Below are 22286 nucleotides of genomic sequence, written 5' to 3' on the forward strand. Positions count from 1 at the left end.
CTAAATCCGGTCGTTGCGGCTTTCAGGATCGGGAACCTCGGCATCATCACTGCCCGCCAACCGGTTTTGCAGATCGCGCAGGACAAACAGACGCAGGGCACTTGAAAGATTGCCTTCACGCTCCGTATCGATTTCGACAACCAGTTCGGCCAGCGTCATGTCGCGCCGTTCCGCAATGCCGAGCAGTTCTTCCCAGAAAGCATCTTCGAGGGAAAAGCTTGTCCGGTGGCCGGCAATTGTCACTGATCTTTTACGAACGGCATCTTCCATCGGCGTTTAATCTTTGATTCTTGGGTAAAAACGGCCATGATTTCAAAAGCTTTCCGCCATGATAGGGCATCGACATGAAATTCATACATCTTTCCGACCTTCACATTCTGGCCCGAAATGACGTATCGCGCCAACCCGATGCGGCCGCGACGCTCCGCAAGGTCATTGCCGAGGTCAATACCTATCACACGGATGCTGAAATCTGCGTCATCACTGGTGACATCACCCATCGCGGCACGCCGGAACAGTATGAACACGCGGTCGAGATCCTCTCGGATCTTGCCATTCCCTATCTGATTATTCCGGGTAATCACGATATCCGCGAAGCATTTTGCGATGCCTTCCCGACAACCGAAACCGACACCCATGGCTTTGTCAATTTCGGGCAAACCTTCAATGATGTGCGCTTTGTGATGATGGACAGTATCGTGCCCGGTCACCATCACGGTACGTTGTGCGCACAACGCTTGGACTGGTTACGTGATGAACTGACGGCCCATCGCGACACGCCGACCTTCCTGTTCATGCACCACCCACCGATGGAAATGGGTTTGCCCTTTATGGATACGATCCGCCTTGATGCCGAAGACGCATTTGGAGAAATCGTCTCCGCCAATCCGCAGATCAAACATCTGTTCTTTGGCCACCTGCATCGTCCGTCGACCGGCACCTGGCTTGGCGTTCCGTTTATTCTTGGCAACAGCACCCAATCAGGTGAACCGCTTGATTTCCGTCACGAGAAAGAAGAAGAGCTCCAGGATCCCAACCCGCTTGGACCGGGTTATGGTATTGCCTTTGCCGATAGCGCGGGTGGGCTTCGCTATCACTTCAATTTCGTGAAATTTGATATGTAGGTTGGCTCAGGCCGCTTCTGCAGCCCGATCCCATTCCTCGCGAACGGTTGCGTCCGCTTCGCCCGCCGCATATGTGTCGCGCTTTTGGGCAAACGCCGCAGGCTCCATCAATTGCGACAGGGCCCAGACTGCACTGGCACGGATCAAGGCACTTTCATCTGACAGCAGCTTTTCAATACGCGGAATCAGACGCGGCGCCCCACTATTGCCCGCAGCGATCAAAACATTGCGCAGGAACTTTGCCCGGCCAATCCGCTTGATCGGCGATCCGGTAAAGAAGGCGCGAAAGCCTGCATCATCCAGATCAAGGAAATCCGCCAGTCGCGGCGCGGTCAGCTCGACACGCGGGATAAAGGCCAGTTCTTCCGTTCGGGTGGCAAACTTGTTCCATGGGCAAGCTGCCAGACAATCATCACAGCCATAAATCCGATTGCCCATGGGTTTGCGGAACTCGACCGGGATCGGTCCGTCATGTTCAATCGTCAGATACGAAATGCATTTGCGCGCATCAAGCTTGTAAGGGGCTGGAAAGGCATCTGTCGGACAGGCTGACAGGCATTTCGAGCAGGACCCGCAATGATCGATTTCAGGCTCGGCTTTGGGCAGTTCAAGGGTTGTAAAAACCTCGCCCAGAAACAGCCAGCTGCCAAATCCGCGAGATACAAGGTTGGTGTGCTTTCCCTGCCAGCCAACCCCAGATGCCTGCCCGAGCGGCTTTTCGAGAACCGGGGCGGTATCGACAAACACCTTGACCTGCTCCGTCCCGCCGGACTGCTCAACGACCCAGCGCGCCAGCTGCTTCAGGCGCTTTTTGATCAGGTCGTGATAGTCCTTGTTCTTGGCATAGACCGAAATCATCGCCCGGTCGGGATGATCCAGCAATACCATCGGGTCAATGGCTGGGCCATAGTTGCTGCCAAGGACAATCACGGATTTGACGTCCGGCCATAGCATTGCCGGGTCACGCCGACGTGGCAGGCGTTCCGGATCATTCATCCATTCCATCGATCCGTATTCACCCGCCGCGACAAATTCGTCGAGCCGCTTTTGATTCCGGGCATCAATAGCCGGACGCGCCACACCACAGACTTCAAAGCCGATTTCACGGGCTTTGGCCTGAAGCATCTCAAACGTGATGTTTTGGCGCGTTTTGGTCGTCATGGCTTGGGTCCGGCTTGTCTTGTTTCACGGCCTCTCTCTGCTGCCTTATATAATCATCTGCCCGAAACGCAAAAGGCCGCAGCTTGAAGCTGCGGCCCTGAAATCCGAGCGACCTACCTTTAGAACCTGTATTTCATAGTTGCCAGAACAGTACGCTCCTCACCGAAATAGCAATAAGTAGCGCTTTGGCAAGCACTGACATATTCCTCATCCATGAGATTATTTACGTTCAATTGAAAGGCTGCATTATTCAATCCAACTCTATCCAAGTCATATGTCAAAGCTAGATCAAATAAAGTATAGTTTGGCACCTTGATAGTGTTATCGTCATCCGCCCAACTTTCACCGACATAACGTGCACCACCGCCAATTTTCAAGCCACTTAGATCACCGTGATCAAACAAGTAATGCAACCAAACAGAGGCCAGATGATCAGGAATCCGGGTCGGTGTTTTCCCCATTAGATTTGGATCAACCGTTTTAGTATATTCGCTCTCATTGTAACTGTAACTAGCCATTACAGACAGATTATTTGTAACTTTCGATCTTGCTTCAAGCTCAATGCCATTATTTTCCCGTGTCCCCGCTGGTCTATTGTACTGCACACCCGGCACACGAGTTGCCACATTATCTTCTTTCAGATGATATAACGCACCTGTCAGCAAAAGGTCATACCCTTCTGGTTGATACTTAATTCCGGCTTCAAACTGCTGACTAGAAGTCGGCTTAAGCAAGTTTCCCGCTGAATCAGTGTAAACACTCGGCGTAAAAGCCTCCGAATAACTGAAATACGGAGCAACTCCGTTGTTGAATTTGTAAAGAACCCCAGCCTGTTTGGTAAGATCAGTATAATTTTCACTCACAGTCGTATCGGACAGCCTATTGAGTTTGGAAGTATTCAACCAATCCTGCCTCAGACCAAATGAAAAGCGCCAATTATGCCAAGCTACCTGATCTTGAAGGTACAGACCTGTTTGATCCATGTATCGGGTTTCCTGCGTGTCGGTACGACCTGTTAGGCTGCTATTTCCATAAACCGGATTAAAAGCATTCAGGCTAGGAATATTACCGAAAAACCAATCAGTTCTGGTCTTGCGATCCTGATAATCTATGCCCATTAGAAGGTCATGTGATAATGAACCCGTGGTAAAATTAACTTGTGCCTGGTTATCAATCACAAATCCATTTAACTCTTCATCGGCCCCCGTGAAGTAACGATTAAGTTCATTTGTCGTGCCGTTCCATCCAATTTGGTAGATTTGTGCAACATCAACATCTGAGTGAATGTAACGAAAGTTCTGCCGCACAGACCAGATATCATTGATGTTATGTTCAAGCTCATACCCCAACATGACTTGCTTGCGCTTGAACGTCTCTTCTCCTGGTTCTCCATCAAAGAAACTGTTTGCAATATATTGCCCATTGCGCGGATAGAGCGTACCTTCTGCTGGCAATCCATGATGGACGCCGCCCGCTGGATCATTCTGCAGATAGGCGGAAACCGTCAATCGGGTATTTTCCGTAAATTCAGCAGTTACTTGAGGCGAAACAGCATATCTTTCTTCCTTGATATCCTCAAATTGGGTCTTGGCAGTTTTTCCTTTTGCTGTAATGCGGTAAGCTACTTTTCCACTCTCTCCAACAGGACCGGTCACATCTATCCCACCCTCAATATGATCACGTAAACCATAAGTAAGGTATGTTTCCCCGGCCTGCGTATATTCGGGCCGCTTACTGGAAAGTGCAACCAGACCACCCGCTGGGTTTTGCCCATACAGAACAGATGCCGGCCCTTTGAGAACGTCTATACGGTCAATGAAATACGGGTCAATCTGCATTGAGCTATAAGTGCCATCATCGTTCAACAGACTCAAACCATCCAAGGCAATATTGGTGATACTACGATCAGGTTGCCCGCGAACAATTACATAGTCATACCTGTTTGAAGCACCCGCATACCCTGTAAACGTTCCTGCAGTGTAATTAAGCGCCTGCTCAACCGTGGTTGCCGCCTGTTCTTCCAAAATTCCCGAAGTTACAACGGAAACACTTCGCGCAGTTTCTAGCAACGGTGTATCCGTTTTAGTAGCCGTACGCGAACGCTGAGCAATATATCCCTCAACGGGACTGTCTGCCGTTTCAAATTGCGCATTCCCCTCGACACGAATAGGATCAAGAACATTTTCATCACTGGCCGAGAGCTTTTCAATGGTGATGATACCGCCATCGGTGTAGCGCCAAGTATAACCTGATCCTCTTAGCAAAGCGCCAAGCGCCGACTCAACCGGCATTTCGCCCTGAAGGGCGGGCGCATCAATATCGGCCAGCCCCTGAGACGGGAAGAACAGTTTAAGGTTCGCCTGATCTGCCAGGCTGGTCAGGGCACGGTCAAGGCTTTGGGCCGGAATATCAAGTATGACACTGGTTGACTGAGCAAGTTCGACACGATCAGAAACATCCTGTGCAATATTTGCAGCTTCTGCCTGCCACGGGCTCAACAGCGCCGATCCAGACATAAGAGTCGTTGCAACAAGTCTGCGCATCCAAAGGCTGCGCGCTACCCCGTGATGGCGGTCAAACGACACATTGGAGGTCGTTTTCGTCATCGAATTTGCTGAATTCATCATAAGGCCTTTTGGTTAGATTCTCTATTGCGAATGATATTCAGAACTACAATCATTCGCCTTTGACCTTAAGACGATCTCATCCAACGAGACTTGCAGCAGATTTTTCAATTTTTTTGGATTTTTTTGCAAACCGTCCGGAAACTGGGCCTTTGCGCCTAGTAGATTACGGTGAGGAGCGGCAGCTTCAGGACGTGGGCACCGGTGGTCTGCTCGATCGATTGCAGCAAATCATCCAGCCCAGCGGTCTCAAACACGCCGGTGACTTTCATATCGCGCAGTGCGTCACGGGCGACAACGATCCGCCCGGATGTATGACGCTGCGCTTCGGCAATCACCGCGCCCAGCGGCTGGCTGTTAAAGATCAGCTTGCCGCGCTGCCAGCTGCCATAAGTGGCAATATCGGCATTCGCGTTGAATTCCGGTGCCTGCCCGCTTTGATAGGCCCCTTGTTCCCCGGCAGACAACCGAAGAGCCGGACCCGCGCCATTGCGGACCTCGACAATGCCTTCCTGCACGGTGACCTTTGCGCAGTCATCCTTGATGCGAACGCCATATACCGTGCCAACGGCCATGGCTTCGCCATCAAGGGCTACGACGACAAACGGATGATCAGCATCCTTGGCAACATCAAAGATGACTTCACCGAACGCCAAACTGACACGCCGCACATCACCGGAAAAATCAATCGAGAAGGCAGATGCCGTATTCATATGCGCCACAGACCCGTCGGGAAGTTCGATGGTCTGATACTGCCCCGTATCGGTCACATAGTCCGCGTTATAGCGGTTCCATATGTCCCCGGCTTCAAAGCCCGCAAACACCAGCATCAGCATCGCAGCGATACCGGCCACGGCAGAAACAACCGGGCGTCGACGCATAAAACCGTACGACCGCGCAGAAGCCGATGGGTTGTTGGAGACAGTCGAGGTCAACGACGCGCCTTGCAGGGCAACCGGCTCGCGCCAGTCGGCATGCTGGGCGATTTGGGTTTCGCCAACGGCACCAATCAGGCTTTCTGCATCGCGGGCGGCGCGTTCATGGGCGTCGCTTTGGGCGCGCCAGATTTCGAATTCATGAAATTCGGCAGACTTGGCATCCCCGGAATGCAGATGCACCAGACGTTCGATGGCCTGATCGCTGAGTACGATCATGTCATCGTCATAGCCCTGTAGCACTGTGGTTTGATCTGTGCTTATACCGGACGCCAAAACCTGTATCCCCGAATATCCATTCTGGCCGCGCGTGACACGCAACCCCTGTTCATTAGACGAATAACCACAATCAAATCCGCAACAAAATTTATCATTATTTTTTGCCCTCCACCAAAAGGGCATCACGGCAATGCTTTAAAGCACGCGCGATATATTTGGCGACCATGCTGTTTGAAACACCCAGCCGGTCGGCGATTTCGGTGTGCGACAGCCCATCAACACGAAACAGCAAAAGTGCCTGGCGTGGTTTATCGGGCAACTCGGAAAGCGCTTGATCCATGATCGCGATCTGTTCACGCGAAAGGACAATCTTTTCCGGGCCCGGTTGCGGGTCATGAATGTCTGATTGCGCCTGGTCCGTTTCGACATGCGCCGACATCCGTCGTTCACGACGAATGCGATCAATCGCAAGGTTCCCCGCGACGCGATAGATATAGGCGCGCGGGTTATCGATGGTTTCATCAAGGTCGGACGTGCCGGCAAGCCGGACATAGGTATCCTGCACTACATCGGCTGCGCGTTCAGAATCGCCATTCAGCTTCCGGGTCAAAAACCGCAAAAGCTGCTCATAGTTTTCCTGAAAACTTGCAATCAAGATTGATGCGCTGCTGCGCGCCATTGATGTCGACCATTCGTTGCCAAAAGACAGGCAAATACCTGATGGCAATCGAATAACAGCAAACTCAACTTATGACAATGAGAATAATTCGCAGAATATAAGTCTAATCAAACCTCTGAATTGCCGACAAATAAAAAGACCGCCCGGCATTCCGAGGCGGTCTTTTCCATTAGCTTATGTGTGTTGTGGTACCCGTTCTGGTGCCTAACCCCGTCCGCGATACGGGGCCACACCCTGCTCGGGGATCCAGACACCATCCGGGGCCGGGCCGGTCTGATAGAACACATCAATCGGAATGCCGCCGCGCGGATACCAGTATCCGCCAATGCGCAGCCATTTCGGATCGAGGGTTTCGACAATGCGTTTTCCGACCTTGATCGTGCAATCTTCGTGGAAAGATCCATGATTGCGGAACGAGGTCAGGAAAAGCTTGAGCGACTTGCTTTCCACCAGCCAGTCACCGGGCACATAATCAATCACCAGATGGGCGAAATCCGGCTGGCCCGTGATCGGGCAAAGCGATGTGAATTCCGGTGCGAAAAAACGCACGCAGTAATCAGTTCCGGCCTGCGGGTTTGAAACGCGTTCCAGAACGGCTTCATCAGGCGATGCCGGCTGTTGGGTATTACCGCCGAGCATGGTCAGGTTGTCATAGATCGTTTGGTCTGCCATGGCTTAGTCCTCGATAATCGGCACGGGATCAATATCCCCGCCTTCCTGTCCGGCATGGAAATCACGCGCGAAGGCGTCCATGCGTCCCTCGGCAATGGCTTCGCGCATGCCGCGCATCAGATCCTGATAATAGGCAAGGTTGTGCCAGGTCAGCAGAACCGCACCAAGTATTTCACCCGCCTTGATCAGATGATGCAGATAGGCACGCGAATACTTCCTACAGGCCGGGCAACCACACTGATCATCCAGCGGACGATCATCATCGCGATGACGACCGTTCTTGAGGTTCAGCGTCCCGCGATGGGTAAAGGCCTGTGCATTACGCCCGGACCGCGTCGGCAGCACACAGTCAAACTGATCAATCCCGCGCATCACCGCCCCGACAAGATCGGACGGTTTGCCAACCCCCATCAGATAGCGCGGCTTGTTGCTCGGCAGCATATCAACGCAGAAATCAAGCGTATCAAACATGATCTGCTGACCTTCGCCAACCGCAAGACCGCCCACCGAATGGCCCGGAAGATCGAGTTCAGCGAGCTTTTCGGAGCTTTCACGCCGCAGGTTTTCAAAAACACTGCCCTGCTGAATGCCATAAAGCGCGTAACCTTCGCGGTTCACAAACGCATCCTTGGACCGTTTTGCCCAGCGCATCGACATCTGCATGCTTTCGCGCGCCTGCTGTTCGGTCGCCGGGAACGGGGTGCATTCATCAAACGCCATGGTGATGGTCGAGCCCAGCAGATGCTGGATTTCCATCGAGCGTTCCGGCGTCAGGTTGAACTTGCGCCCGTCGATATGGCTTTTGAAGGTCACACCGTCTTCGGTGATCTTGCGCAGCTTCGCCAGCGACATGACCTGATACCCGCCACTGTCGGTCAGGATCGGTTTGTCCCAGTTCATGAATTTATGCAGACCACCCAAACGCGCGATGCGTTCCGCCCCCGGACGCAGCATCAAATGGTACGTATTGCCCAAAAGAATCTGCGCACCTGTATCGGCGACGTTTTCAGGCAGCATGCCCTTGACGGTCGCAGCCGTGCCGACCGGCATGAAAGTCGGCGTATCAATCACGCCGTGCGCGGTGTGAATGCGCCCCAGACGGGCCTTGCCATCCTGGGCAAGCAATTCATAGCGAAATTCGGTCATCGGTTCTTATGTCCGTGCATCAATTTTGTTGGCGCATTCAAGCAGGCTGCAATCGCCATAGGAATAAAAGCGGTATTCGTTTTCGATGGCGTGGTTGTAGGCCGCCTTCATCCGTTCAAACCCGGCAAAGGCCGAGACCAGCATAAACAGCGTCGAGCGCGGCAGATGGAAGTTGGTCAAAAGCATATCCACTGCGCGGAACTTGTAGCCCGGCGTGATAAAGATGTCGGTCTCTGCCTCGAACGGTTCAACCACCCCGTCTTCGCGCGCCGCACTTTCAAGCAGACGCAGTGACGTGGTCCCCACCGCAATCACCCGTCCACCCTTGGCATGGGTTTCGTTGATCAGGTCCGCGATTTCCTTGCTGATGGAACCCCATTCGGCATGCATCTTGTGATCATCGGTATCATCAACCTTGACCGGCAGGAACGTACCCGCCCCGACATGCAGCGTGATCGTGCGGCGATTGATCCCGCGCGCATCAAGATTAGCCAGAAGATCCGGGGTAAAATGCAATCCCGCCGTCGGGGCCGCCACCGCACCATCCTTTTGGGCAAAGATGGTCTGATAATCGGACTTGTCCTGATCATCGCCACCGGCATCACGCCGGATATAGGGCGGCAGTGGCATGACGCCGAATTCTTCAAGGGCCGCAATCAGCTCCGCACCGGATTTATTAAAGCGCAAGGTAACTTCGCCGCCATCCTTCTTGGCAAGGACCTCGGCTTCGAATTCGTCATTGACCTTGAAGATTTCCCCGATGCGCAGCTTTTTGGCCGGTTTGGCAAACGCCACCCACGTGCCAAGGCCTTCCTGTTTGTGCAGGGTGACTTCAACTTTGGCTTCGCCGCGTTTGCCGAAAAGGCGGGCCGGAATAACGCGCGTATCATTGGAAATCAGCAAATCACCGGGACGCAGAATGTCGGGCAGCTCACGCACGATGCGGTCCTGTGTCGCGTCGCCTGACAAATCAAGCATACGGGCCGCATCACGCGGATTGGCCGGATGTTCGGCAATACGGTCGCGCGGCAATTCAAAATCGAACAGATCGACTTTCATGGATCAGGGCAATTCCGGGTCAATTGAAAAAGCAAATGAAGGGGCGTCTTATGCGCCCCTTCAGAACAAATCACAAGGCCATGAACGGCATATCTGATCCGCCCTGACCCTGTATCGGTTTGGGACTTAGCCCCGGGCCGGTTCCGCATTGACGCGCGGAGTGATCACACTCATCAAAAGGCGGAACGGTGCCAGGCAGGTCAGCGCCATGATCATCTTGGCGGCGAAATCGCCCATCGCCCACGTATCCCAGGGAAGGCCGGTACCGGCAAATGCGATTGAGAAGAACAAGGCAGTATCCACCGCCGAGCCGATCCCCGATGACACCAGCGGGGCTTTCCACCAGCTTGCGCGGCGCAGCTTGTCAAACACGGTAACGTCGAGCATCTGGGCAATCAGGAATGCCGAACCCGACGCGATGGCGATACGAGTGTCCGCAAAGATCAGCGACAAAACAACCGCCAACGCAAAACCGGCCAGCACGACAACACGTGCGGCGGCCGCCCCACGGGCGCGGTTGGTCAGGTCGGTAACAAGGAAGGCGACCGGATAGGTAAAGGCGCCATAGGTCAGCCAGTCAGCCAGAACGCCCGGCAGCGGGTATTCGACCAGAATGTTCGATGCGACAACGGTCACCGCCATGGCGAGGACCCCGAAAATGATCGCTTTCATGTTTTAGCCCTTCTAAGCAAGTGAACCCACGCATAACAAATCTCGCGGCCCACCGAACTGGGCGACGATCACGAACGGATTCTGTGTAACTTTGGTGCGGCTGTTTACGCGCAGACCAAAGGTCGGTCAAGGAAAAACGGCGATCAGGAAACCCTGATCGCCGCTGCAGATCGCTGCAAGTCGCCCCGGGGAAAGTGGGGCGCCGCGCCGCGAAACTATATTTATCTTAAATTACAGCATGATGCCGCGAATGGTGAAGAACAGCAGCGCACCAAGGAAGGCACCGGCCGGAACCGTCACCACCCATGCGGTTGCAATCGTCACCGCATAGCGACGACGCACCAGAAGGCGCTTGCGGAATTTCTTCTCTGCCTTTTTGGCTTCATTCGGATCGATCTGACGCAGTGCCTCGATATGGGCATCGGCCTGCTCGTCCTCAGTGCGATCCACCAGCATCGGCGGTGCAATCTTGCGACGACGATGTGACAGGCTTTCACGCAGGAAACCAACCCCGAACACCGCACCGACCGCGATGTGGGTCGAGCTGACCGGAAGCCCCAGCGCAGAAGCAATGATCACCGTAATCGCCGCCGACAGCGCCACCGTATAGGCACGGATCGGATCGAGCTTGGTTATCTTCGAACCCACCGTTTTAATCAGTTTCGGACCAAACAGGATCAAACCAGCAGAAATACCAACCGCACCGATCACCATTACCCAGATCGGGATCGGCGCAGAGGTCACGATTTCACCGCTATCAATCCCCGACACAATGGCGGCAAGCGGACCGATGGCATTGGCGACATCGTTCGAACCGTGGGCAAAGGACAACAGGGCAGCTGAAACCACCAGCGGAACCCGAAACAGCGATGCGATTTCCTTGCGGCGGCCATCCATATTGGCAGATGCCCGGATGACAGCCTTGCGCATCGGAATAAGGGTCAGGAAGAAGGCAGCAACACCAATCGCCAGCACGACGGAAATATCGGCCTTCCAGATTTTCTTGACCCCCTTCATCATCAGATAAACCGAGAAGACCGAGACCATCAAGGCGACCAGAACCGGCACCCATTTGCGCGCTGCCGTCACGCGGTCATTCTGGTACAGCACCCGGAATTTGATGAAGGCCAGGAAACCGGCCGCGATCAAGCCACCCAGCACCGGGGAAATCACCCAGCTTGCTGCGATGGTCCCCATGGTGGGCCAATTGACCGCGCCAATGCCAACAGCTGCCATACCGGCCCCCATCACCCCGCCAACAATCGAGTGGGTAGTTGAAACCGGCGCACCAAGCCAAGTGGCCAGGTTAAGCCAAAGGGCTGCTGCCAGAAGGGCCGCCATCATCGCCCAGACAAAGGTCTTTGCATCGGGCATGGCGGTTGGATCAATGATGCCTTTTTTGATGGTACCGACGACGTCACCACCGGCAATGATCGCACCGGCGGCTTCGCAGATGGCGGCAATCAACAAGGCGCCAACCATGGTCAGCGCCTTGGACCCGACCGCCGGGCCGACATTGTTGGCCACATCATTGGCGCCGATGTTAAGCGCCATATAGCCGCCGATAACGGCCGCGGCGATCAGAAAGCCGCTTTGCGGCAGACCACCCATGTGAAAGGCAACAAACGCACTACAGGCAAGGAGGAAAACAAGTGCCAGACCCAGCTTTGCACTAATCGACGCTGTTTCACCCAGCCCCGCATCCATGCGCTTTTGCCACCTGAGATCCTTATCCAGAGCAGTTTTCTTTACCGACATAATCAACCGTTACCATCAAAGGGAATCGACGGGCGGATCATGTCGAAGCCGGACCTCTTTGTTAAGGTTTTTTTGCGTATTTATGACACCCCACAATCAACCCATTGATCATAAACAAAAACGGCCCCACAAAGTGGAGCCGTTTTGGGGTAATCACACCGCTCGGAAGTGTTAGCGTCCGAACTGGTTCAACAGACCTTTCAGAAGTCCTTTTGCCGCGTCCTCGGCTGAGCCACTGCCAGATCCGGACGCGCCATCACTTGACCCATCACCACCAAGTGCCTTGTCGATGATGTTATCAAGAACCCGCACTGCGACCTTGTCCATCCGCCCGGTAATGGCCGGATCATCAATCTTGCCTTTGGCATAGACACTGAACGGCGGCAGTTCTTCGATTTTTTCCGAGAAATCAAAGTCGGCCTGCGTATCCATCACCCAGCGCGGCAGATCAAGGGTGGCATCCGCATCCGCCGTACCAACGCGCGAAACGGCAGCAACACGGGTGGTTTTGGCGATCCCGTTGGTGATGGTCATGTCGGCTTCGAGTGACTGCAGCAGATCATTATTACCGACCCCTTCAACCACCATGGCCTGCGGGCCCTGACGCAGCAGGGCTTCGATATTCAGGCTCGGGTCTGTCGAACGATTATCCGCATTGCTGAAACGCACATCATTCAAAACCAGATTGGCCGTGCCATTAAGTGCCGAGACCAGACGACGCGACGTGTTGCCATTGGCATTAACATCAAATGTCAGGCCTGCCCCACCCAGGATGGTGTCATTGGCAACCTTGATCGGCGCCAGGCTTTCGATCCGTGCGCCATCAAGTTTGCCGGCAAGGGCCAGTTTCGGCACATCCGCACTGCGGGCATCAAATGTCCCGTTGATCGCAAGATCGCCCTGCCCCAAAAGCCCGGTAAAGGACGGAATGGTCAGAAGACCCTCGACCAGATTTGCCTTCAGGTCAGGATTAATCAGGCTGTAGGTATCAAAATCAAGCTGGTCCAGTGCGATGGCGATATCTGCATCGATTGATCGCAGGGCCGACACATCAATCTCGTTGTCATCCCACGGCGTGCCATCGCGGGCATCGACACGGGTGACCGTCATGGATTTTGGCAGATTGAATGCCGCCTTGCGCGGACCACTGCCGATACCGGGCATAAGGCTTGCGCGTTCTGCTGCGGGCAGCAACGGATCGACGACAAGCTTGCCACCAGAAAGGCTGACAGAAAGCTTGGGCTGTGCCTGCGATGCGTCGAAACGGACGTTCCCATTGGTTTCAAACGCCCCAAGGATAAGCTTAAGACCATCCAGCGCGACATTCTGCGCATTGCCCTGAACATTACCCGACACCCCCAGACGGCCAAGATTGCCCGATGGCGTATAGGTCGGCGCCAAAAGTTCCAGCGCCCGGTTCAGGCTTGATGCCTGCACGGCAAGCTTGCCATCAATGCCCGGGTTACTGCCCAGCATTTCCGAAACAACCCCATCAAGGGCCACCTGCAGAAGCGGGTTGGAAACATCGACCGCAACCGTCGGACCAGTCACCGGACCGTTCAGACCAAGATTGGCCTGAACACTCTTGTAGCTGCTGGCCGGTGCCGGCAGGGTAATGCCCGTAAGCTTTGCCAGTGGTTCAAGCGTTTTGGCGGTCACACGCACCGACAAGTTATCAAAGGCCGGAACATTGGCCGAACCGTTAAATACACCCTTGGCGCTGGCCGAAAGCCCGGCGGCATCAGCAACGGCAAAGTTGGTGAGCGTAATATTCGGGCCGCTGATGCTGCCATCAATTGAAATGCCACGTACCGAAACACCCGATGAAATGATTTCATCAGCCGCCAGTCGGTAATTGGCCGCAAGCCCTTCAAGCGGTGCCAACGCATCCTTGATGACCTTGACCATATCGGGCTTTTCCGCAGACGCACTGCCGCTCCCCGAAGATGCCGTTCCACCTTCACCGGATGACGCAGAACCCGCATCCGATGTCGTGGAGACTGAAACCTCTGCATCCGGGGTGGCTGCGATGTATTGATCAAGGTTGATGCGATCAAGCTTGAGGCCAATACCCAATGCTGGCAGGCCCGATCCACTCAGATTGGCGACAACAGCGCCCCGAATGGCGGTGTCATCTACCCGCAGATCAAGGTCGGAAATGTTAAGCTGTTCCGGGGTTCCGTCAATGCCACCGGTCAAGGAGAACCGACGCAGACGATCAGCACGAATGCCATCGACATCAGCCCCCAGCCAACGAATAACCGCACGGATATTTTCCGAAGCCACTTCGTAGCTCAGTTCGGCACTTGGCGTTGGGGTTTCACCGGAAATGCTGCCAAACACGGCAACATCGGTCCCCCCCGGCAGACCCGCGGACACTTCGTTTAGCGTTACCTTGCTATTGGCAATTGCCGCATTGATCCGCGCGTTGTGGACCGGTGTTTGATTATAGATCAGGGTTTCGACTTCAAAATCGATCGAGGCGGTCAGATCGGCCGGAATGACCGGGGCATCACCCGCATCACTTTTCTTGACCGAACTTTGCGACGGAATGGATTGCGCACCACCTTCGGCATCGCTTGCCGCCGTTGATGTGTTTTCGCCATTGCCATCTGCTGCAGGCGATGAAGCGCCATCACCCATATCGGCAAGTACCAGAATGCTATCAAGATCAAGCTGGTTAAAGCGAAGGGCAACATCGGCGCTCAGGCTGGGTTCCTGATCAATGGCAATCGCGCCCGACCCGCGGGTTTCGCCAAAGCGGATCGAAAGATCATTGAGCGTGACCGATTTGGCATTAGCGGTAATATGCCCGCCAAGATCAAGCGGCTTGGCCGCGATATCGGGAATATCGGCGTTGTCACCGGCAATGCGAAGGGCGGCTTCGCGCAGATCGTCAAAATCACTGTCGATTTCACCGTCAAAACCGGGGTTTTCCGATGAAAGATCGACACGCCCGGCAACGGTGACACCCCCATCAACCTCATCAATGCCGAGTTTCAGGCTGACCGGGAACGGCGCGGTCTGACTGATCTCGCCGACATTCAGCGCGAAGGTCAGCGGGATCCCGCGATAGAAGACATAGCCTTCACCCTCGATCGGGCCATTCAGGGTCTGGGCGGAGACACCAAGGGTCAGGCCCTCGATACGTTCTTCGGAGCCCGGCGCGCGATAGATGATGGTCGCATTTTCGATTTCGAGACGGTCGACCTGAATGGTACTGGCGAAATCACTGCCTGCTTCTTCGCCGCCATCCGCTGCGGCGTCGTCGCCATCGGTCGGTGCCGACGCGGTTTCACTATCCGTGCCCGGCGTGGTGATCATGCCTGCATCCGGACCCGAACGCGTTGCCTGATCGGGATCGAACACCAGGTTATTGGTGCCATCTTCAAAGGTTTCGATGGCAATCACCGGATTGATCAGGCTGACTTCGGTCACCTGCACATTGCCGGTCAGAAGCGGCATCAGGGCAACGGAAACCCGGACCTCGCCGATCTCGACCATGTCGGCATCCTGTGCGCTTGGCACATTGCCCAGACTGACATCGGTTGCTGTCAGAGACGGCGACGGGATGAGCGACATCGACAAGTCGCCGGCAAGGTTCAGTTCGCGTCCGGTGGCATCACGGACAGCCTGACTGATCTGTGCCTTATAGCCATTCCAGTCGATCAGCGACGGAATGATCAGCAACGCGGCAACAAGAACCACGAGAAGTGCACCAATTGCAGCAAGGATTTTTTTCAACAGTCAGGCTCCGCTAGATCGCAAGGTCATCCGCCATATATGGCGACAACCCACAAAGGTTTGATTTTATGTCCGAAAGCATAAGGCTCGTGATGACTCTCGCAACAGAAAATGGCCGAAGATTAAAGCTAATTTCGGGCAAACTTGATCATTCTGTAACTCGGCGTTGAGCCCGTTGTTCCCAAAGCACCCTCTTCATGTGTGCAAACATCGTGGCCGGATCAAGCATCATGTTGATTTTACATTATTTTGAAGAATTACAAACAGAACCGGAATCCACGGAAAGAAAACCTTTAACGCCGTTTGCGAATTTACCAACCGGCGAAATACGTAGTTTAAAATCAATTGGATGGTGGAAATCGGCTTTCAAAATGATACATTTTATAAAACAAAAAATTCAATCCTGACTTTCATTCCAACCGGATGATCGTTGTACGCAATCGCGACAGGGAGGATTAAAATGACCGATACAACAATCGAAACGCCAGAAAAAGCGGTCGACCCCGGGCAGCGCGGAATCGCTGTACGTACCATCACCACCGACCAATCCGGTGCCTGGCTGCAGGCCGGGTGGCGCGATTTCAAACGAACACCCGCCATTGGCCTGACCTATGGCGCGCTTTGTACGATTGCCGGCTGGCTGATCGTGCTCAGTATTTTCCGGTCCGGCCAACCCTATCTGACCTTGCCGCTTGCGGCGGGCTTCATGCTGCTGGCCCCGCTGGTGGCCGTCGGGCTCTATGAAACAAGCCGCCGCCTTGAGATGGGCGAGAACGTCACTCTTTGGCACAGCCTGAATGGTTTTCGCCGTAACCCCGGCCAGATCGGGGCGATTGGCGTGCTGTTGATGCTGTTCTTTTTGGCCTGGACACGCATTGCGATGTTGCTGTTTGCGCTCTTTTACAATGGCACCATGCCATCGCTTGACGTTCTGGTCTGGGAAACCTTCTTCTCACGCGATGCGATCACCTTCCTGATCACCGGCGGCCTGATTGGTGGTGTCCTTGCCATCATTGCCTTTGCGGTTTCGGTCGTCTCGATCCCGCTTCTGGTCGATCGCGATGTTGATGTGATCACCGCTGTCATCATCAGTGTCTCGGCATTTCGCAAGAACTGGAAGGTTCTGGTGGGCTGGGGGGCTGTGATTGCCATCCTTTCCGCCTGTGGCATGGTCGTCTTCATGTTCGGACTGGCGATTACGATGCCGCTTCTGGGCTTCTCAAGCTGGCACGCCTATCGCGGGATCATTGATGAAAGTCAGGCCGAGATGGCCCGACTACGCCGCCAAGTTCCCTAATCACGCCCCTGACAATCGATTTTGCAAACGCCGCCCTTGATCCAGGGGCGGCGTTTTGCGTTGTCCTTCGTAATCCGGGAAATTTGACAAGATTGATCGACCGCGCGGGAACAAACCCCGCCCTTGGCGGTTTAAGCTTTGTGGCGACCAATCCGTTTCCATACGGTGAGATATCGTTCACGGCCCGTAAACTTCACTGGCAAGCTTGCCATAAATTGTCCAAGATCAGTCGGCACCAGATCACTATCTGGCAACCAACTGCATTTACGAGTTAATTTGATCATGCATCAGGCCCGTACGCTTCGCCACGTTATCGCCATCTCGGCCCCTCTGTTCGCGCTGCTTGCCGGCACACAAGCCGCCTTTGCGCAAACCGATACGGCAGATGGACCGCAATCGACCCGTACGCCGGATGACAAGTGGGGCGTATCGCTTTCGGTTGAGAACGATCTGTTTACGCCCACCAACAGTGATCAGCATTACACAAACGGTGTCCGCCTTGCCTTCATCTCGCCCGAGGATAGCGCGCCTGCTAGTTTTCTGAACGTCGCCAAGCAAATCCCGTTCTTTGCATCTGATGGTCGTATCCGCACCAGTTATTCGCTGGGCCAGACCATGTACACGCCCGATGACATCACGGTTGCCGAAAATCAGCCCGATGACCGGCCATGGGCAGGGATGCTTTATGGTACGGCTGGGCTTGTGTCTGATACCGGCCTTCGGGAAAAGGGATCAGACAGCAACTATTCGCGCATTGATACGCTGGAGCTGACCCTTGGCGTTGTGGGTCCTGCGTCGCTTGCCGATGAGACGCAGTCCTTCGTGCACAAGCAGATCAACAGCCCCCACCCCGAAGGCTGGGACAATCAGATCAAGAACGAACCGATCATCGGCCTGACCTATGAACGGAAATATCGCGGCTGGTTTGAGGCTGATCTTCTCGGTGTTGAATTTGATGCCACCCCGCACGGGGCAGTGACCCTTGGCAATGCCTTTACCAATGCGGAACTCGGCACCATGTTCCGCATGGGCTTTGACCTGCCCGCTGATTACGGCCCGCCGCGCATTCGCCCCAGCCTGCCGGGATCGGATTTCTTTGTGCCCGATACCGATGGCTTCCCGCTGAGTGGCTATATCTTTGCCGGGTTTGCCGGGCGCTACGTCGCGCGTGACATCACCCTTGATGGCAATACCTTTGCCGATAGCGCATCGGTCGATAAGGAACCATGGGTTGGTGATCTGCAGATCGGTCTGGCCGTGATCATTGGTCAGGCGCGCCTGACCTACACCCATGTTTACCGCACGCCGGAATTCACCGCCCAAAGTGGTGCGGATCAATTCGGGTCGCTGTCACTTTCCTTTCGCTTCTGAGCAAAAACAAAAACGGGGCCAAATGGCCCCGTTTTCAATCAGATAGACCTTTTGGTCTGATGATATCAAAGACCCGGGATCAGCTTGCCCGGATTCATCAGACCTTTGGGATCAAGGGCGGTTTTGATGGCACGCATGACGGCAATGGTGTCCTCGCCATGTTCGGTCACCATGAAATCAAGCTTGCCATAACCAATGCCATGCTCACCAGTGCAGGTACCCCCAAGCTTGAGCGCGCGTTCGACCATGCGACGGTGCAGGCGGTTGGCTTCTTTCATCTGGGCCGGATCTTCGGGATCAAGCAGAATCAGGGTATGGAAGTTTCCATCACCGACATGACCGATGATGGTGCAGGTCAGCGGGCTGGCATCACAATCGGCACGGGTTTCGGAAATGGCTTCGGCCAGTTTTGAAATCGGCACGCAGACATCGGTCGGCATGCCGGCCTTGCCCGGTTCAAGCTGAAGCGACGCGTAATAGGCCTTGTGGCGTGCGGCCCAAAGCTTGTTGCGATCTTCCTGACGGGTGGCCCACTGGAATTCCTCGGCCCCGAATTCTTCGGCGACCGATTGCACGAATTCTGCCTGTTCCTTCACCCCGGCCTCGGTACCATGGAACTCAAAGAACAGGGTCGGTGCTTCCTTGTGGTCCAGCTTGGAGTAGTTATTCACCGCACGGACCTGCAACGGATCCAGGAACTCGATACGTGCAACCGGAATACCGGCCTGAATGGTCAGGATGACGGTATTGACCGCATCTTCGACCGTCGGGAAGGCACAGACAGCGGCCGACATGGCTTCGGGGATGCCATAAAGCTTGAGGCCGATTTCGGTAATCACGCCCAGCGTCCCTTCGGAGCCGACAAACAGCCGGGTCAGGTCATAGCCCGCCGATGATTTGCGCGCACGGTTGGCCGTCTTGATGATTTTGCCATCCGGGGTGACAACCGTCAGGCTCAGCACGTTTTCACGCATGGTGCCGTAACGCACAGCGTTGGTGCCCGATGCGCGGGTCGCGGTCATGCCGCCGATCGAGGCATTGGCACCGGGATCAATCGGGAAGAACAAGCCGGTATCGCGCAAATGATCATTAAGCTGTTCACGGGTCACACCGGCCTGAACCCGGCAATCAAGATCCTCGTTATTGACCTCAAGGATCTGGTTCATCTGCGAAACATCAATGCAAATCCCGCCGCGCAGGGCCGCGACGTGACCTTCAAGCGAGGAACCCGTGCCAAACGGCACAATCGGAACATCATGGGCAGCACAAAGTTTAACGACCTCTGCGACTTCCTCGGTCGAGTTTGCAAAAACAACCGCATCGGGCGGGGATGCTTCATGCCAGCTTTCATCCTTGCCATGCTGTTCCAGCACGGATGCGGATGTTGAAAGACGATCACCAAGCATCTCGCGAAGCGCGCTGATCAGGCTTTCTGGGGTTTCGATACGTTCATACTCACGAACTGACATGATTTTACTCTTTCGGCCTGTGTGGTCCTGATGGCGTTTATCCGGAATGCCTTTTCAGTGTGGGGAAGGCAACAGCGGACAGAAATTTGGCAGACACCCTACGCCGTGATGCGCCAAATTGGTATTACCTTTTGCCGGAAAACAGCAAAAAATTATCACGCCGCATCCCTAAAAGGCATTTGGGGATACCGCCCCTGTATTGAAGGGCGATCTCCCGCTACGCTTTTTTAAGCGGCAAACGGCATCCGGATCTCCGGTCGGGTTAGCCCTTATTACGGTCCTGCGGCAGGGCTGCGGCAATACGATCTGCCAGGCGCGAGAATGGCAGGCTTTGCAGCCAGACGGTGCCTGGACCTTCAAGGGTGGTGACAAACAACCCCTCACCACCAAACAGCGCGTTGGTAAATCCGCCAACAAACTTGATGGAATAATCAACAGATGGCGTCATCGCGACCAGCGCACCGGTATCGACCCGAAGCGTTTCGCCCGCCTGCAAATCCTTGCGAATGATCGTGCCGCCAGCATGCATGAATGCCATCCCATCACCGCTCAGGCGCTGCAGGATGAAGCCTTCGCCGCCAAACAGACCGGCACCGAGTTTCTTGGAAAAGGCGATATCAATATCAATCCCCGACGCCGCACAGAGGAACGCATCCTTCTGACAGACGATCTCGCCACCGTGTTCGGACAGATCAAGCGGCACCACCTTGCCCGGATAGGGGGCAGCAAAGGCAACATGCCCCTTGCCCGATCCTTCGTGGACAAAGCTTGTGATAAAGAACCCCTCGCCGGTCAGCATGCGCTTGAACCCGGAAAACAGGCCGCCACCGGTGCCGGTCTGCATGGCGATGCCATCGCCCATATACATCATGGCGCCGGCTTCGGCCCGAACGCCTTCACCCGGATCAAGTTCGATTTCAACCAACTGCATCTCTTCGCCATGGATCGTATAATCGATCACGTCTGCCATCCGGGCGTCTCCTGTTTATCTGAATGGATCTGATTTATCGGACAAGTTTGGAACCTGTCGGTTTCAATCGCAAGAAAAAGGGGCAAAAACACGACATCAACAGCAGCCGGTGCCGCCGCAAACGGACAGTTTGGCCCATTTATACGCTTGTTCGAAAAACCACCCTCAAGATGTTGATGGGAAAGCATTTTGTTAAGTAGTTTCTTATACTTCCTTATAGTACTGTGTTATGATGTATAAAGCGCTGATCAGGCTCTGTGATCGCTAGGGGACAAAGGCACGTGCGATGGTCTTGCTAAGGAAAGTCGACTGGATCACTCAGGACGAGGCCATGACGGCGTCACTTGACAAATGGCAGCGTGTTGTTGATCTGATGACCAAGTTGCTCGGTGCGACGGCGGGTTACGTCATTGAATATAATGAAAAATACGGATATCGCGCCGCACTGACCAGCCGAAATCCCGACAATCCGCATCCGCGCGTTTCGGGAAAACCCGAGCCCCTGAATTCCAATGTCTATTGCCGCCGAGTGGTGGAAACCAAACTGTCGCTTTATGAACGCGACGCCAGCAACAAACCCGAATGGGCCGATAACCCTGACCTGACCGAGGCAGGCTATATCTCCTATCTCGGCATTCCGCTTTTATGGCCGAACGGCACGGTGTTTGGCACGCTGTGTGTATTTGATCGCAAGCCGACCGGCTATGACGACACGCTTCAGGAATTGATGGAAGTTTTCCGCGATTTGATCGAAGCGGATCTGCGCCTGTATGAGCAGTATGAAATCATGCGCAACCTGTCGATGACCGATCCGCTGACCGGCATGAACAACCGCGCTGGCTTTGAATTCCTGGCCCATCAGAAAATCCGCATCGCCAAACGCTATCACCACAATATCGGGATCATCTTTATCGATCTTGATAACATGAAACACTGGAACGATGATTACGGCCACGCCGCCGGCGACGCAGCACTTCGTGCGGTCGGCAAGGCGATTACCGAAAGCATCCGCGAAGTCGATATTTGCGGGCGCATAGGCGGGGACGAGTTTGCCGTTCTGGGCTATGTGCGCAATCGGGGTGATCTGACAACCATCATCACCCGGCTACGCAACGCCCTTGATCAGGTCAAATTGACCGTGCCGACGTCAAAATCACCAATCCGCGAAACACCGCAAATCAGTTCCGGTGCCTCGGTCTTCTTTGAGCCGCTTGATAAAAGCCTAGAGGACATGATGGCCGTGGCCGACCTTGAGATGTATGGCGATAAAAGGCGGAAACGCTGAAGCACGTCAGACGAGCTTTTGAACTTTCCTATTTGGTCGCAACCATATGCTCTTGCAGCATGGACAATTCAACCTTAGAGTTCAATTTGCGTTCTCAAACG

17 protein-coding genes are annotated in these 22286 nt (G+C 54.5%); 4 read left to right on the forward strand and 13 right to left on the reverse strand.

The window, feature by feature from the left end; genetic code table 11:
- Entirely contained in the window at positions 1-270 is a 270-nt protein-coding gene (locus tag ACXAF0_RS19265; RefSeq protein ID WP_475347448.1) for a ribbon-helix-helix domain-containing protein, read from the reverse strand.
- 74 nt (positions 271-344) lie between these two features.
- On the opposite strand from ACXAF0_RS19265, the gene ACXAF0_RS19270 reads away from it, so the two are divergent.
- A complete protein-coding gene (locus ACXAF0_RS19270) occupies positions 345-1124 on the forward strand; it encodes a phosphodiesterase (protein WP_475347449.1) in 780 nt (259 codons plus the stop codon).
- 6 nt (positions 1125-1130) lie between these two features.
- On the opposite strand, the gene queG is transcribed toward ACXAF0_RS19270, so the two are convergent.
- The 10 genes from queG to ACXAF0_RS19320 form a co-directional block, all read right to left on the reverse strand.
- A complete protein-coding gene (gene queG, locus ACXAF0_RS19275) occupies positions 1131-2285 on the reverse strand; it encodes a tRNA epoxyqueuosine(34) reductase QueG (protein ID WP_475347450.1) in 1155 nt (384 codons plus the stop codon).
- A 119-nt stretch (positions 2286-2404) separates the two neighbouring features.
- Entirely contained in the window at positions 2405-4891 is a 2487-nt protein-coding gene (locus tag ACXAF0_RS19280) for a TonB-dependent siderophore receptor (protein WP_475347451.1), read from the reverse strand.
- A gap of 176 nt (positions 4892-5067) precedes the next feature.
- Positions 5068-6063: a FecR family protein gene (locus ACXAF0_RS19285; protein ID WP_475347452.1), complete on the reverse strand. Its 996-nt coding sequence runs from the start codon at positions 6061-6063 to the stop codon at positions 5068-5070.
- A 154-nt stretch (positions 6064-6217) separates the two neighbouring features.
- Complete coding sequence (locus ACXAF0_RS19290) at positions 6218-6742, reverse strand: RNA polymerase sigma factor (protein WP_475347453.1); 525 nt, start codon at positions 6740-6742, stop codon at positions 6218-6220.
- Positions 6743-6946: 204 nt separating this feature from the next.
- On the reverse strand, positions 6947-7414 hold the full coding sequence (gene queF, locus ACXAF0_RS19295; RefSeq protein WP_475347454.1) for a preQ(1) synthase: 468 nt from the start codon (positions 7412-7414) through the stop codon (positions 6947-6949).
- Positions 7415-7417: 3 nt separating this feature from the next.
- Positions 7418-8560: a tRNA guanosine(34) transglycosylase Tgt gene (gene tgt / locus ACXAF0_RS19300; RefSeq protein ID WP_475347455.1), complete on the reverse strand. Its 1143-nt coding sequence runs from the start codon at positions 8558-8560 to the stop codon at positions 7418-7420.
- Between the two features lie 6 nt (positions 8561-8566).
- On the reverse strand, positions 8567-9619 hold the full coding sequence (gene queA, locus ACXAF0_RS19305; protein WP_475347456.1) for a tRNA preQ1(34) S-adenosylmethionine ribosyltransferase-isomerase QueA: 1053 nt from the start codon (positions 9617-9619) through the stop codon (positions 8567-8569).
- A gap of 126 nt (positions 9620-9745) precedes the next feature.
- Positions 9746-10291, reverse strand: coding sequence for a VUT family protein (locus ACXAF0_RS19310; RefSeq protein WP_475347457.1), 546 nt, complete (start codon positions 10289-10291; stop codon positions 9746-9748).
- Positions 10292-10522: 231 nt separating this feature from the next.
- Positions 10523-12049, reverse strand: a complete 1527-nt coding sequence (locus ACXAF0_RS19315; protein WP_475347458.1) for an inorganic phosphate transporter — start codon at positions 12047-12049, stop codon at positions 10523-10525.
- A 171-nt stretch (positions 12050-12220) separates the two neighbouring features.
- Positions 12221-15793: an AsmA family protein gene (locus ACXAF0_RS19320; RefSeq protein WP_475347459.1), complete on the reverse strand. Its 3573-nt coding sequence runs from the start codon at positions 15791-15793 to the stop codon at positions 12221-12223.
- A 460-nt stretch (positions 15794-16253) separates the two neighbouring features.
- Between ACXAF0_RS19320 and ACXAF0_RS19325 the strand changes: the two genes are divergently transcribed.
- Positions 16254-17090, forward strand: coding sequence for a DUF2189 domain-containing protein (locus ACXAF0_RS19325; RefSeq protein ID WP_064789404.1), 837 nt, complete (start codon positions 16254-16256; stop codon positions 17088-17090).
- A gap of 282 nt (positions 17091-17372) precedes the next feature.
- Positions 17373-18461 (forward strand): lipid A deacylase LpxR family protein, encoded by a 1089-nt coding sequence (locus ACXAF0_RS19330; RefSeq protein ID WP_475347460.1) that lies wholly within the window; start codon positions 17373-17375, stop codon positions 18459-18461.
- A 65-nt stretch (positions 18462-18526) separates the two neighbouring features.
- Here the strand turns inward: ACXAF0_RS19330 and ACXAF0_RS19335 are convergent, their stop codons facing one another.
- Together ACXAF0_RS19335 and ACXAF0_RS19340 are read right to left on the reverse strand one after the other, a co-directional pair.
- Entirely contained in the window at positions 18527-19930 is a 1404-nt protein-coding gene (locus ACXAF0_RS19335; RefSeq protein WP_475347461.1) for an FAD-linked oxidase C-terminal domain-containing protein, read from the reverse strand.
- Between the two features lie 262 nt (positions 19931-20192).
- Entirely contained in the window at positions 20193-20900 is a 708-nt protein-coding gene (locus ACXAF0_RS19340) for a TIGR00266 family protein (protein WP_475347462.1), read from the reverse strand.
- A gap of 331 nt (positions 20901-21231) precedes the next feature.
- On the opposite strand from ACXAF0_RS19340, the gene ACXAF0_RS19345 reads away from it, so the two are divergent.
- Positions 21232-22185: a sensor domain-containing diguanylate cyclase gene (locus ACXAF0_RS19345; protein ID WP_475347463.1), complete on the forward strand. Its 954-nt coding sequence runs from the start codon at positions 21232-21234 to the stop codon at positions 22183-22185.
- Positions 22186-22286 lie beyond the last annotated feature (101 nt).

This window comes from Thalassospira sp. ABD4_177, assembly GCF_056160125.1.

Excerpts from the sequence above, each read along its gene's own strand:
- ACXAF0_RS19265 (WP_475347448.1), bottom strand. The coding sequence starts at position 270 with ATGGAAGATGCCGTTCGTAAAAGATCAGTGACAATTGCCGGCCACCGG.
- ACXAF0_RS19270 (WP_475347449.1), top strand. The coding sequence starts at position 345 with ATGAAATTCATACATCTTTCCGACCTTCACATTCTGGCCCGAAATGAC.
- queG (WP_475347450.1), bottom strand. The coding sequence starts at position 2,285 with ATGACGACCAAAACGCGCCAAAACATCACGTTTGAGATGCTTCAGGCC.
- ACXAF0_RS19280 (WP_475347451.1), bottom strand. The coding sequence starts at position 4,891 with ATGACGAAAACGACCTCCAATGTGTCGTTTGACCGCCATCACGGGGTA.
- ACXAF0_RS19285 (WP_475347452.1), bottom strand. The coding sequence starts at position 6,063 with ATGATCGTACTCAGCGATCAGGCCATCGAACGTCTGGTGCATCTGCAT.
- ACXAF0_RS19290 (WP_475347453.1), bottom strand. The coding sequence starts at position 6,742 with ATGGCGCGCAGCAGCGCATCAATCTTGATTGCAAGTTTTCAGGAAAAC.
- queF (WP_475347454.1), bottom strand. The coding sequence starts at position 7,414 with ATGGCAGACCAAACGATCTATGACAACCTGACCATGCTCGGCGGTAAT.
- tgt (WP_475347455.1), bottom strand. The coding sequence starts at position 8,560 with ATGACCGAATTTCGCTATGAATTGCTTGCCCAGGATGGCAAGGCCCGT.
- queA (WP_475347456.1), bottom strand. The coding sequence starts at position 9,619 with ATGAAAGTCGATCTGTTCGATTTTGAATTGCCGCGCGACCGTATTGCC.
- ACXAF0_RS19310 (WP_475347457.1), bottom strand. The coding sequence starts at position 10,291 with ATGAAAGCGATCATTTTCGGGGTCCTCGCCATGGCGGTGACCGTTGTC.
- ACXAF0_RS19315 (WP_475347458.1), bottom strand. The coding sequence starts at position 12,049 with ATGTCGGTAAAGAAAACTGCTCTGGATAAGGATCTCAGGTGGCAAAAG.
- ACXAF0_RS19325 (WP_064789404.1), top strand. The coding sequence starts at position 16,254 with ATGACCGATACAACAATCGAAACGCCAGAAAAAGCGGTCGACCCCGGG.
- ACXAF0_RS19330 (WP_475347460.1), top strand. The coding sequence starts at position 17,373 with ATGCATCAGGCCCGTACGCTTCGCCACGTTATCGCCATCTCGGCCCCT.
- ACXAF0_RS19335 (WP_475347461.1), bottom strand. The coding sequence starts at position 19,930 with ATGTCAGTTCGTGAGTATGAACGTATCGAAACCCCAGAAAGCCTGATC.
- ACXAF0_RS19340 (WP_475347462.1), bottom strand. The coding sequence starts at position 20,900 with ATGGCAGACGTGATCGATTATACGATCCATGGCGAAGAGATGCAGTTG.
- ACXAF0_RS19345 (WP_475347463.1), top strand. The coding sequence starts at position 21,232 with ATGACGGCGTCACTTGACAAATGGCAGCGTGTTGTTGATCTGATGACC.